This window comes from Nitrobacter hamburgensis X14, from assembly GCF_000013885.1.
Lineage (GTDB): Bacteria > Pseudomonadota > Alphaproteobacteria > Rhizobiales > Xanthobacteraceae > Nitrobacter > Nitrobacter hamburgensis.
Map to the genome: position 1 here is coordinate 215242 of NC_007959.1, position 11291 is coordinate 226532.

The 11291-nt window shown below is 60.6% G+C and carries 13 protein-coding genes; 8 read left to right on the forward strand and 5 right to left on the reverse strand.

The annotated features are described in order from the left end of the window. From NHAM_RS21810 to NHAM_RS21825, 5 genes are all read left to right on the forward strand, one after another. Positions 1-282 carry a hypothetical protein gene (locus tag NHAM_RS21810; protein ID WP_041359464.1) on the forward strand — a complete coding sequence of 94 codons (282 nt, stop codon included), beginning with the start codon at positions 1-3 and terminating at the stop codon, positions 280-282. A gap of 54 nt (positions 283-336) precedes the next feature. Further along, positions 337-756 (forward strand): hypothetical protein, encoded by a 420-nt coding sequence (locus NHAM_RS21815; protein WP_011504866.1) that lies wholly within the window; start codon positions 337-339, stop codon positions 754-756. 617 nt (positions 757-1373) lie between these two features. Further along, a complete protein-coding gene (locus NHAM_RS27285) occupies positions 1374-1541 on the forward strand; it encodes a hypothetical protein (protein ID WP_157043837.1) in 168 nt (55 codons plus the stop codon). A gap of 301 nt (positions 1542-1842) precedes the next feature. Then, positions 1843-2004 carry a DUF2934 domain-containing protein gene (locus NHAM_RS21820; protein ID WP_081435100.1) on the forward strand — a complete coding sequence of 54 codons (162 nt, stop codon included), beginning with the start codon at positions 1843-1845 and terminating at the stop codon, positions 2002-2004. Positions 2005-2085: 81 nt separating this feature from the next. Next, positions 2086-3078 (forward strand): IS5 family transposase, encoded by a 993-nt coding sequence (locus NHAM_RS21825; protein ID WP_011504865.1) that lies wholly within the window; start codon positions 2086-2088, stop codon positions 3076-3078. Between the two features lie 209 nt (positions 3079-3287). Here NHAM_RS21825 and NHAM_RS21830 read toward each other — a convergent pair whose 3' ends face one another. Both NHAM_RS21830 and NHAM_RS21835 read right to left on the reverse strand, forming a co-directional pair. Beyond that, positions 3288-5618, reverse strand: a complete 2331-nt coding sequence (locus tag NHAM_RS21830) for a relaxase/mobilization nuclease domain-containing protein (RefSeq protein WP_011504864.1) — start codon at positions 5616-5618, stop codon at positions 3288-3290. Further along, positions 5615-6043 carry a hypothetical protein gene (locus NHAM_RS21835; RefSeq protein WP_011504863.1) on the reverse strand — a complete coding sequence of 143 codons (429 nt, stop codon included), beginning with the start codon at positions 6041-6043 and terminating at the stop codon, positions 5615-5617. The genes NHAM_RS21830 and NHAM_RS21835 overlap by 4 nt, the downstream gene beginning before the upstream one ends. A 596-nt stretch (positions 6044-6639) precedes the next feature. Here NHAM_RS21835 and NHAM_RS21840 point away from each other — a divergent pair. Then, entirely contained in the window at positions 6640-7329 is a 690-nt protein-coding gene (locus tag NHAM_RS21840; RefSeq protein ID WP_011504862.1) for a ParA family protein, read from the forward strand. Further along, on the forward strand, positions 7326-7739 hold the full coding sequence (locus NHAM_RS27765; RefSeq protein WP_011504861.1) for a hypothetical protein: 414 nt from the start codon (positions 7326-7328) through the stop codon (positions 7737-7739). The genes NHAM_RS21840 and NHAM_RS27765 overlap by 4 nt, the downstream gene beginning before the upstream one ends. Positions 7740-8029: 290 nt before the next feature. Here the strand turns inward: NHAM_RS27765 and NHAM_RS21850 are convergent, their stop codons facing one another. Both NHAM_RS21850 and NHAM_RS21855 read right to left on the reverse strand, forming a co-directional pair. Next, positions 8030-9214 (reverse strand): extracellular catalytic domain type 1 short-chain-length polyhydroxyalkanoate depolymerase, encoded by a 1185-nt coding sequence (locus NHAM_RS21850; protein ID WP_011504860.1) that lies wholly within the window; start codon positions 9212-9214, stop codon positions 8030-8032. 4 nt (positions 9215-9218) lie between these two features. After that, positions 9219-9638 (reverse strand): CopG family transcriptional regulator, encoded by a 420-nt coding sequence (locus tag NHAM_RS21855; protein WP_041359469.1) that lies wholly within the window; start codon positions 9636-9638, stop codon positions 9219-9221. Between the two features lie 846 nt (positions 9639-10484). Here NHAM_RS21855 and NHAM_RS21865 point away from each other — a divergent pair. Next, on the forward strand, positions 10485-10856 hold the full coding sequence (locus NHAM_RS21865; protein ID WP_011504857.1) for a transcriptional regulator: 372 nt from the start codon (positions 10485-10487) through the stop codon (positions 10854-10856). A gap of 76 nt (positions 10857-10932) precedes the next feature. Here the strand turns inward: NHAM_RS21865 and NHAM_RS21870 are convergent, their stop codons facing one another. Beyond that, positions 10933-11265, reverse strand: coding sequence for a single-stranded DNA-binding protein (locus tag NHAM_RS21870; RefSeq protein WP_041359558.1), 333 nt, complete (start codon positions 11263-11265; stop codon positions 10933-10935). Positions 11266-11291 lie beyond the last annotated feature (26 nt).

The following is an 11291-nucleotide window of genomic DNA, read 5'->3' on the forward strand; positions in this document are numbered from 1 at the left end:
ATGGCTAAAGGCGGCGCACGACCAGGAGCAGGACGACGGAAGGGTACAGGCATCAAGCCGTTCCGCGAGTACGTATCTGAAGAGGAACGCCAGAAGTTCGTCGAGTTCATTTTAGATAGCTACATGGGCGACATGCGCCTTGCCCAGTGGTTCGACAATCAGCTATTCGGCCAAGCGCCGCAGTCCATCGACCGCACGATCTTAAGAGAGAAATTGCCGACGCCGCTTCTAGCGCATGTACCAACCGACGACGGCCCTGCGCCGGATACGAAAGCTAAATAAGCGCCGCCGCATCGTTCAAGGAGGCTCCTCCGCTGTAAGACCATCGCGATTTTGATGATACTCATAGACCGCGCGCAGCAGGAGCGCGGCAAGCTCATTTCCATTGTGTCGGAGACCATGCCGCACATGCCGCACCTCAAGCGCGGCGCCATACGCGACTTCCTCTCCATCATGGAGGAACACGGCTGCTACAAAGACGCGAGATGGAATCGCTCCGACTTCATCTACGGGTTCGAGACTGGCAGCAAGATTGAGTTCTTCTCCGCAGACAGCCCCGATAAGGTGCGCGGCCCTAGGCGCGACATCCTCTTCATCAACGAGTGCAACAACGTCAGCTTCGAGACCTACACCCAACTCGCCATCCGCACCAACGAGGATAACTACGCCGACCTATGCCCGGACGAGGTGATGAAGGTGCGCATCCAGCTGTGGTGCCGGGATATCTGGCAGGAGTTGGAGGATATGGGAGATTAGGGCCAAGGTTTTAAACGCCGCCAGAGGCACGAGACCCCCGACATGGGGGTTTTCTCGTCTGGCGCTGTTGCGTGCGTAGGACCCGTTTAAGGGCCGTGAAACGGAGATTCAGGCGTGGGAACCAGCGGCCGGGGCTCGAAGTTATGGATAAGCTGCCTTGCCCGGGACCCCTGACTTTGCCCGGGCAGCATAAGCGGCCCCGGTTGCTCCTTTCCTGGGGCCGCTTATTCACGTCGAACCCGGCCTGGAATGGTAGCGTCGTGGGTTCGGCCATATTGGTGGATAAAGGATTCGCGCTCCCTCACTTATAGGCGCACATTCTCTCTCATCTGCGCTCCCGCCTTGCTCTTTTTGAAAGAACCGGCGCCGTGGAAAGTCAACGTATCAAGCGTCCCGACTCCTTCTCCGAGCGCTGCTTGCTAGAGGCAAAATGCCTGCGGACTGAGGCCGAAAAGCTTCCGCCAGTCCCTGAGCGGGACGCACTTGAAAATAAGGCGGGCCAGGCCGATACGGCCGCTAACATAGATGAGGGGCTGCGGTCGCCGAGTCTCCAGCTTCCGAAATAAATACAACGCTGCCGAACGTCGCAACTAAACTATCGCGTGGCGTTGGCGAATATGTCCCGTTTTTTTATTATCGTCGCGATGACCGGCTTGATGATGTTGCTCACCGCGCTGTTGGTATGGTGGTTCGGCTTTCATACGACAGAGGCGCCAAGGGTATTCTTAAGCCTGGACCATGTGGAGATGGAACGGGGTTACGGGGAATATTTGCCGCGCCAATAGCGTTTTTTCTTCCTAGCAAAGGAGAAGCCAATATCAACCGAAGCCGGAGCAAGCATAGTGCGAGCACCATGGCCGAATATTCGTGTGGGATGTCCGACCAATAACATATTGCGCTCTATCGAAAGAGGGCGGAGGAATGCCGCCAACAGGCGGAGAATTGTTTAGATTCTCCCGACAAGAAAGTGTGGCTGCGCCTTGCGGAAGATTGGACTACGATGGTGCAGGAAATCGAACGATGGCTCAGCCGAGAATAGAGCGTCGCAGGACGGACGGCGAGCTTTTGGAACGAAGGCGGAAGGTTATGGAAACCCCCGACAGAGCAAAGATAATGAAGCGCGCCTACGAGCTGTGGGAGGATGCCGGGATGCCTGAAGGGCGTGCCGAAGAGTTCTATCATCTGGCCGAGCAGAAATTACGCGAAGAAGAAAAGTCAGATCCGCCGCAGACGCCGGATAATCAGTAAATTGACCACGAGCCCTAAGGAAGCTCTGAACAACTTGGTGACTATGGCACTCTTCGATTATTGATTCGGGGAGGTGCTCGGATGGCCCAGCTGAGTTTCGCGTCGCTCGATTATGCGGCCAAGAAGAAGCGCACGAAGCGAGATGTGTTTTTGGCTGAGATGGCAGGCGTGGTGCCTTGGGTCGCGCTCGAAGCTTTGATCGAGCCGCATTATCCCAAGGCTGGTCCGAGTGGCGGTCGGCGACCATTTCCATTGGCCGTGATGCTACGGATTTATTGCTTGCAGCAGTGGTACAACCTCTCTGATCCCGGCGCGGAAGAAGTGCTTTACGACATTTGCTCGATGCGCACGTTCGCGGGTCTGGAGCTCGGACGCGACACAATTCCCGATGAGACGACCATCTTGAACTTCCGGCATCTGCTGGAGCGTCACGAGTTGACGAAGGCGATATTCGGCGCGATTGCGGAGTTTCTGGAGACTCGCGGTGCTCTGCTGCGTGGCGGCACCATTATCGACGCGACGCTGATCGCGGCATCGCCATCGACGAAGAACAAGGCACAGAAGCGCGACCCCGAGATGCGCTCATCGAAGAAGGGCAACCAGTGGTACTTTGGCATGAAGGCCCACATCGGTGTCGATGCGACAAGCGGGCTCGTGCACACCGCGGGCGTGACCACAGGCAGTGTGCATGACGCCAAGGTCATGGATAATCTGATCCGCGAGGATGATCGTGCGGTGTATGGCGACAAGGGATATGCCAACGACCGCAAACAACGACAGGCGGAAACAGCGGGCGTTCTGTGGGCCGTGAAGGCGAAAGCGAAGCCCGGGCGCCCCCTGTCGATATCGCAACGCCGGCGCAATCGCCACTTCGGAAAAATCCGCGCCAAGGTCGAGCACGTGTTCCAGGTGATGAAATGCCAGTTCGGCTATCGCAAGGTTCGCTATCGCGGCATCGCCAAAAACGGCGTACAGGTCTTCGCGTTGCTCGCGCTAACGAGGAAAATCGGAAATACCGATTTTTCTCTTCCGTTGCGGATGCCGGATAATCCGAATACGAGCCGTACCCTTTAAGTTGGGATGGCTCTAATTCGTTATGAGAAGCGCCGCCGCTCTTTCACGCATGCAACTGAAGACCCTTTCGCCTGAAAGAGAAAAGTGGGATTCGCTCCGAGACTTGGACCCTCCAAATGTAATGCGGATGCTCTTCCGGTGTCTCCACACGCGGCAGCAATCGTATCAGCGATACTTTCTCACAAGGGCCGCTGCTAGAAGTTTGCTGTTCAGCGGTGCCTATGGCCTCTGATTGATTGAACATTTGATTTTTCATTTTCTAGTTCGTGCACAATTTTTTCCTGTTCCGCGCGAAGCTTTGCCAAGGCATCGGTCTGGATCGAAGCTCTTGGCAAAGGCTGTGCCGGGTGCTCAGCGATCGCTTGTGCGGCTTCAATGGCGGCGGCTGCCTCGCGAGCTTCACGCGCTGCCGATTGTTGCGAACCAACGACGTTTGCCCTTTCGGCCCTGAGCTCCTCCTGGGAGGCTGGGTCGATGCCACCGCGGGCCTCTTGCCGCCGTTCGGCGTCGATTGCCCGGTCTGCAAGGCGCTCCGCCGAAGTTGCCTCGCGCTCTCCCCTGATCTGAATTTCTTGCGCTCGCTCGACGAGCCGCTCGGCGTTCACGCCAACTATGGCTGCGACCTCCGCCCGGCTGAGCTGCTGGACGCCGCGTTCCTGTATGCGCTGGAGATCAATGCGATTGGCGAGTGTTTCCAAATAGCGTGCCGATGTCTCTCGAAATTGCTGCTTCGTCTCCCCATCCAACAGGTCGCTGGTCCGCGAAACCGCATCGTTCATGAGCCGCAGATCTTGGACCATCTGTTCCGACGTCATTGGCATTTCGCCCTCCTTGGTCAAAGACTCCACGCGCCTGACGATGGTGTGAAGAATGGCTCCGACAGTTTGCGCCATCAACAGCCGCTCAAGCATATCCTTTGCCATCCTGTTCGATGGCTGCTCCACCGCAACCGTCTTCCAGGCGATGATGCTCTCGTTCACCACCTTACGATCGGGCGCTGACATGGGCAGGCGAATGGGATTGGTCCTCGCCACCCGGATCCGCTGCCGCGCATTGTCGATGAGGCGTTGATTAAGGGGATCGGCGGCATAGGCGCGATCGCGGGCTTCTCGTGCGGGACGCGGCCGATCCGCCGCCTCCACGATCGCCTTGTCTTTCGGACCGTAGCTTTGCGACGAGGCTCGCTCTTTCGCCGAGGTCGCGACGATCTTCAAGCCTTGCGCCTGAGCGTGCTGCGCATACACTTGGCGCCACTCCGCGAACGTGTCCCGATTGGGATGGATCTTTTGGCCGGACTCGTTCTTCACGGTAATAACGGCGTGAGCGTGGATATGCCCGGCCGATTCCTTCTCCGTGTGAACGCCGAACATAAACTTATGATCGGCAAAGCGATCGTGCAGGAACGCGCGCGCAGCATCGGTCAAGGCGGCCACATCGGTTCCGGCCTTCGCCGAAATGATCAGGTGCATCGTATCGCGCGCGGATTGCGACCGAAGCGACGGCCCCCATTCCCGTGCGGCGATCCGCGCATCCGACACGTTCGACAGACTCTTGCCGCGATCGTCGATTGCTGTGCCTTTCTCGATCAGCTTGTTGAGCCTGTAGGTGACACCGTCGCGACCATGGCTGGTAGGCCCCGGCCGAATAGCCACAGCCTCCCCATCAACGCCCGGGACCGTTTCAATCCTGGCGCGAACAGCGGCATCGGAAACGGAATCGAGACGGCGTGGTCTAGCGTCATGATCCCGATCGGCGGCCTGGGCCTCTCTGATGCGAAACCGTTCCTTGCCGGTCCCGGCCATGGCGGCGACAACGCGCGCCTCCAGCGCGCCCTTGTCGTCGACGTCAACGCGAGCGGCGTGGCGATGTCCCGAGAAGGCGGCCGCGATCGCCTTCTCGTACGTCGCCCGGCCTTCGGCGGTATCTGGAACACCTTCAAGCTTCAGACGGAAAGTGCCGACGTCCTGGCTTTCCGCACGCTTCAAAAAGTCCGTCGACCAGGCCTTGATTTCATAGGCAACGGCTTCCCGGTCCATCAACATCCGCCCGTCATGGGTCTCGAGCGGGACGTCCTCCCGTTGAACATACTGACCGGTCGCGGTGGCGCGCGCGACGCCACGCGCATAAGACACCACCTTGATGACGGCAGGCTGATAGCTGGCGGCAAGCTGGCGAGCCCGGCCGACGGCGCCGCCGGAGTTCATCCCGGCAGCGCCGGCGCTGAATCCCCCGGAGATCGGACTCGCTGCGGCGCCAGACGGGCCCGAGGAACGCGCACCTGCTCCGCTGCCGCCGCTCGCGACTGGAACCGAGCGCGCCCGCTCCTCGTCGCGCTTGCCTGTGATCGTTGCTCCGCGAATGATGGCTTGCGCCGCCGGCATCTTGGGAAGCGGGTCAATACGCCCTCGCTTGGCGCGCACGTCGTCGTCCAGGGCGGCGGCGGACCGCGACCGTCGCCGATCCTCCCGTCCCTGAGCGACCGCGCGCCGCGCGGCCTCGACGTGTTCGATCCACCAGGCGATTTCCGCGACGCGGTTCATGCCTCCTCCTCGCGCGATATCTCCGCCGACACGGGGAGCTTCGCCTCCCGGCGCAGCTTCGACCCATAGGCGACGGTCATCTTGGTCAGTTCATCATTGATGGCGGCGACGACCTCGTGCAGCCCCCGCCACACGGGCTCGGTGTCCTCGATCCGCACGGCCTGGCCACGATGGATGGCTTTCAGTACCTGCGCCAAATTGCGGCCGACCGTGCGCACCTGCTGCGCGAGCTCGATTACAACCTTGGTATTTTCGGCCGACAAGGCTGGTCCCGCCTGAACAGACGCTCGGATTAGCCGGCGCACCACCTCGGCTTTCGGCAAGCCGAACAATGCGACGGCCTCTTGCAGACGCTGCTCATCCGCATCGGACAGTTCGGTCCGAAGCCTCGGCTTTTGTCTCGGTCCTGCAGCGGAGCGAGCCATTGGCGCTCCCCTCCTCTTTCTGTTCGCACGGCTCGCCGGCCGTCAGACGGAGCCGAATAGGCCGGCATCGATGAGATGCCGGCCTGAGCACGACAGCGCTTCCGGCTGCGCTCAGCAGCCGTTTCCCGGTTTGGCCCACAAACCGGTATCTTGTCAAGCAATATCTAATAGACTGAATGTTATAGACACGCAACGCATGAAGGGCGCTTGGGTCCGACCGAACTGTCCGGATGGACTCTCCAGCCCTGTGGTGGGCAGCGCCTCCAAGGCTTCGCCTGATTGCGGCAATACCGCAATGTGGCATTGCCGCGTTGCGTCATGTTGGGATTGCCGCACGAACGAAATACCGGAACACCGTAACCCGACAGGATCGCAACACCGCAAAAGGCGAATACGATAACACCGCAACACCCGATTCCAACATCGCAGCAATGAGGCATGACCGCGTTCGTTGAATAACGGATTGGCGTATCAACGCACTGCCGCAAAACGGCAATCCCGACTTACCGGAAAGAGATAATGCGTGATTGCCGCACGTTCATTATGTCGTATGTTGTAATTCCACAAAATGGGGAAAGGCGCCGAAGGGGGACCAAATGCCGAGCATCTTCGCCGTGGCGAATCCGAAAGGTGGAAGTGGCAAGACGACCGTCGCGATCATCCTAGCCGGCGAGTTCGCCAAACACGGTTACTCGGCCGCCATCGTCGACGCCGATCCGCAAGGATCTTCCTACCAATGGCATGCGTCGTCGGTCGCGCGCGGCTTGAGCCCGCAGGGCGTGGACCTGGTGCGCGCGCCTGATGAGAAAGCCCTAACCCAGGCGATCGATCGGCTCGATGGCTACGACGTCGTCGTCATCGACACTCCGGGCTACTACGGGGATGTCTTGATCCAGTCGGCGCTCCGTGCGGACCTCGTCGTCCTCCCTTGCAAGGTGCACACCTTCGACGCTTCGCAGGTCGTGCGCACAATCCGTAATCTCGAGCAGCATGCTGCTACTTCAAGACTCCCGATGAGCCAGCATCGCGTTCTATTCAACGAATACGACAGCCTCGACCGCAACACGCGCCCGCTCAGGGAGGTTGTCGCCTATCTCGACGCGGAAAAGGTCTCCGTCTGCGCCAATGCGCTGTACCGGCGCATTACCTATCGCACCATGACAAGCGGACATGGCACGTTGTACCAGATGAACGACAAGGACGAGTCGATCAGGAAAGCCCGTTACAACGCCGACCAGGTCGTTCGCGAATTACTCGCGGCAAGCCAGGGCGATGGTGCCGCATGACAGATCCAGCCTCTGCACAGAAACCGGGCCGCCCTCCCCTGCCCCGCGACGCATTCCGCGCCCATCGGGTTAACACGTCGGCACCAGATACCCTCGCAGCCAAGCCGGTCGTCGTCACGCCGACGTATGAAGATCAGGTCATCACGCCAGCGGCGCACTCCACCTCGACGGATGGTGCATCCCCGCGAAAGCAGCCGCGTCCTCAAAAGGCCCGCGATCGGAACCCATTCGACGCCTACGGCGAGCGATCATCCTCTCGGCCTTATGCGTTGCGCTTGCCCGATGCAATCGATCTTGTGGTCCGTCAAATGGCCGCCGAGGAACGAACGCATCCGCTTCGGATCATCGACCGCATTCTGTACGACCATCTCAAACGAATCGGGCGCCTACCGCCTTCGCGTGAGCCCTGACGGCCAGCTTCAGGCTGCCATGTATGGCAGCAAAAGTTTGCCGCGACGCAATGCGCCGACATGATAGGAGCAGGACACGCGGGATCGCCTTCAACGAAACATGATCCGGGAGGAAGACCGGAGGCCGTCTCGCTCACGGGCCGCACCACGCCCTTGCCGGGGTAGCGCCATCAGATCGACCAGACCGAGAATTCCCGAGGGACAGATGCGGGAAGCCTTTCCAATCCGCGCGAGCGCTGCGAATTCATCTTAATTTGCGTCCGTCCCGCCATCGGAATCGTAAAGTCCGACTACCCTTCGAGCGAATGCTCGAGGAAGAAACGCAGCATTTCCCTAGTCGCGTCCGGCCCTCGCGGATCGGTATAGGAGCCGGCTGGATTGCCGCCCGACCACGCGTGTCCGGCACCATGAATGTTCCAGTGTTCGGACATCGCCAGCCCGTCCCCGTCGGTAAGGATGGTACGGGTATAGGCATGGCCGTGCGGGACTCGTCCGCGAAGCACCTTCCTTGTCGGACGGGTTGCTTTGGCGGACTGCTCAAGCATCCGGTCGCCGTTATTGGGATGCACCGTAGTGTCGCGATCGCCATGGAAAACGATGGTCGGTACGGGAGAGCCAGCCTTCCCAATTGCGCCGGACCCGTTTCCCTGTCGCATCGCGACGAACGCGGATGGAAGGTCGCTGGCAGCGCCGCAGGCCAGGCCGGAATGGATGCCGACAGATGCGTAGAGATCGGCATAGGTCGCGCCCATGATGGCGGCAGCGGCCCCGCCGGCCGACAGACCCGCGACGTAGACGCGCTTCGGATCGATCGCATGGTCCTGCATGATATGGCGGGTGATGCCGGCGATCAGCGAGGGTTCGCCCCCACCCCGCCGCTGGTCGCCCGGGCGGAACCAGTTCCAGCACTTCGCGTGGTTGGCTCCGCTCGGCTGTTCGGGATAGACCACGAAGCAATTCTGCTCTTCCGCCAGGAAGTTCATCCGGGTGCCGGCGGCGAAATCGTCCGGCGACTGGGTGCAGCCGTGAAGCATGACGACCAGCGGAAGCTGTTGTCCCTGACAACGGCTCGGGGTGAACAGCTTGTAGCTCCGGCTTCCCGCCGCGTTGCTGAAAGTGCTCTCGATGAACTTTGTGCCATCGGGCACGATATCCGACGTGGACGGCGGAGCGCGTCCGAGCGGGCCTCGCAGGCCGAACCCGGAAAACTTCCTCATGCCGTCGCAGGGCGCGGGACGTTTGGGTCCTTGAGGAGACGCGGCCTGCGCGACCGGCCTGCTTTCGCTCTCCTCGCGGGCCTTTGTGTCGATTGTCGGAGGCTCAAGCCTGGCGAGCGGAGTCGGGGCGGCGCTGCGGGACGCCGGTCCTGGGTCACACTCGCCGCGGAGCATGCGCTGCAGGAGCGCCGTGGCCTCGACCAGTTGACCCGCACGCGTGAGGCGGGTTGCTTCGCGAACCATGTTTTGATTCAGCATCGTTTCACCTCATCCTGTCGGCGAGAGCGGCCTTGACCGCGGGAGTGGCATGCAGGGCGCCCAGCACCGAGACCGCGGCGATCGTGGCGCGAGCCAACTCGGCTGTGACGTCCTGGGCGATGGTGGCCAGGCCCAAAACATTGATCTGCAGCATCTCGCCGGCGCGCTGCGCCGCTTCGAGATCCTCGCGGCTGTAATTTCGCAGCCCGAGGTCCAGGCTCTTTCGGGCCGTGGATTGCCTGACGACATCTGCATGGCGTTCGAGCTGGTTCCGGATGGCCGTCCGGATGAAATCGGTCCGGTTCGAATAGAACCCTTCCCTCACCATGAGATCGACGTGACCGAGGTCGACATAGCCAAGGTTGACCGTGATCTTCTCGGTGTCGGGCGTCCTGGGGCGCAGCTCGCGCACATTATCGGCCATAGCAACATCCATTTTTACCATCCAACAGGATGGTTTGTGGATGTTAGCTAGATGTTCACGAGCAACTTTCAAGGGGCCGGCAGAATGGCTCCGCTCCCAATCCGCGGAGACGCGTCTTGAGAATGGATTTCACGTCCCTCACGGTTTCCTCCCGGTATCAGGCGCACCTTATCCACCGACGCCGAATGGCGTCATCATCGATGGCACGATCGAGACTCCGGATTCTGGCTTACAGTCGTGGAATTTTTTCTCGACGGATTGGGGCCCCAGCCCGGCCGATGTCTGTGCCCCGCCTGGTCTCATTGCCATCGCCGGGCTAGGACGCGGCAAGGCTGCTCCCATCGCCAAATGCGCGCGCAAGTTTCTCGAGGGTGGCTTGCGGGTGCGCGCTCGCGCCGACGGCCGGTCAAGCCTGTAGGGCTGCTCGTCGACGAAGGCAAACAGGCGGAATCGATCAACGGCGATCCGTTCCCATTCTCGTGTCGACGCTGCGGCAGCCAAGCGGTGCCGGCCTTCGACTGGAAGGCCTCCGAACGGAATCAGGTTTAAGCCGGCGTGAGTTTGCCAGCACCTCGGCATACCACGGTTGAGCTATTTCATCTTGACGTCAGCCGCTAATCCTAGCCGGATTACATCGAACTTATTGTTGAGCGCGCCGGCGGCAATTCGCTGAGATTGGTGCGTCTGGCAAACACGGCGGGCACGCGTCGCCCGGAGAGCCGCTCGGCAAGGTGAATCGTTTCAAGGACTTGCCTGTGAACGTTTCTAACGTCCAATATACTGGACCTCGGTTCTGCTGTATGGTCCCACGTCGTTTCTCGCCGTGTACCCGAAAGCCAGTTAACAATGCCGCCTGTTCGCAAGCCGCTGCCCATCGATCATTCGATCCTGAATGAGATGTTGGCGATCCGGCTGCAACAGCTCGAGATCGAGAACGGCGGCATGGAAGCCTTCCTCCCCAAGACAGGCCTGGCGCGTGGCACCTACTACACGATCCTGCGCGGCGTCGGGAATCCGACCTTAAGGACGATGGAGCGGATCGCCTCGAGCCTGAACATGAGCGTGCTTGAACTTCTCGGCTTCGAGGCCGCAGATGCGCGCCGCGCGCTCAAGAAAAATGGCGTCGATTACGACGAGCTGGTGTCGGCGATCGGCAAGAAAAATCGGGCCGACCGCGGGCTCGCGCGGCAGACCCGATCGCGAAAACTTCCTTCCTAACGGTTCGAACGTCCGAGTTCCGGAGCCGAGCCTTCAACCGGAAGCGATGGGGAGGCCGAAGCCTCCCCGCCCTTGGCTATGCCGCGGCGCGTTCGCTGGCCTGCGCCAGCCGGCCGACCTCCAGAGCGATGAGATCGACGGTGTAAACCCGCTGGCCATCCCGCTCATAGCTGTTCTGCCGAAGCCGTCCGCGCACGTGGACCAGGTCGCCCTTGCTGACGTGCTCGCTCACGTAGGACTGGATCGCTTTCGTGAAGATCGTGACTTCGTTCCAGTGCGCGTCGTCTTTCCACTGACCGTTGTCGTCCTTGAAGGGGTAGTTGGCGCAGATGCTGACGCGAACGGTCTTGCCGACCTGCTTGATGGTTCCGACCCGACCAATGAGGGTGAATTCGGCGATGTTGCGCATGGTCTTTCTCTTTTCTGTGGGGCTGT

Bases quoted from the DNA above. Each gene is read 5' to 3' on its own strand.
- NHAM_RS21855 (WP_041359469.1), bottom strand. From the start codon at position 9,638: ATGGCCGATAATGTGCGCGAGCTGCGCCCCAGGACGCCCGACACCGAG.
- NHAM_RS27765 (WP_011504861.1), top strand. From the start codon at position 7,326: ATGACAGATCCAGCCTCTGCACAGAAACCGGGCCGCCCTCCCCTGCCC.
- NHAM_RS21850 (WP_011504860.1), bottom strand. From the start codon at position 9,214: ATGCTGAATCAAAACATGGTTCGCGAAGCAACCCGCCTCACGCGTGCG.
- NHAM_RS21865 (WP_011504857.1), top strand. From the start codon at position 10,485: ATGCCGCCTGTTCGCAAGCCGCTGCCCATCGATCATTCGATCCTGAAT.
- NHAM_RS21820 (WP_081435100.1), top strand. From the start codon at position 1,843: ATGGAAACCCCCGACAGAGCAAAGATAATGAAGCGCGCCTACGAGCTG.
- NHAM_RS21810 (WP_041359464.1), top strand. From the start codon at position 1: ATGGCTAAAGGCGGCGCACGACCAGGAGCAGGACGACGGAAGGGTACA.
- NHAM_RS21815 (WP_011504866.1), top strand. From the start codon at position 337: ATGATACTCATAGACCGCGCGCAGCAGGAGCGCGGCAAGCTCATTTCC.
- NHAM_RS21825 (WP_011504865.1), top strand. From the start codon at position 2,086: ATGGCCCAGCTGAGTTTCGCGTCGCTCGATTATGCGGCCAAGAAGAAG.
- NHAM_RS21870 (WP_041359558.1), bottom strand. From the start codon at position 11,265: ATGCGCAACATCGCCGAATTCACCCTCATTGGTCGGGTCGGAACCATC.
- NHAM_RS27285 (WP_157043837.1), top strand. From the start codon at position 1,374: ATGTCCCGTTTTTTTATTATCGTCGCGATGACCGGCTTGATGATGTTG.
- NHAM_RS21830 (WP_011504864.1), bottom strand. From the start codon at position 5,618: ATGAACCGCGTCGCGGAAATCGCCTGGTGGATCGAACACGTCGAGGCC.
- NHAM_RS21840 (WP_011504862.1), top strand. From the start codon at position 6,640: ATGCCGAGCATCTTCGCCGTGGCGAATCCGAAAGGTGGAAGTGGCAAG.
- NHAM_RS21835 (WP_011504863.1), bottom strand. From the start codon at position 6,043: ATGGCTCGCTCCGCTGCAGGACCGAGACAAAAGCCGAGGCTTCGGACC.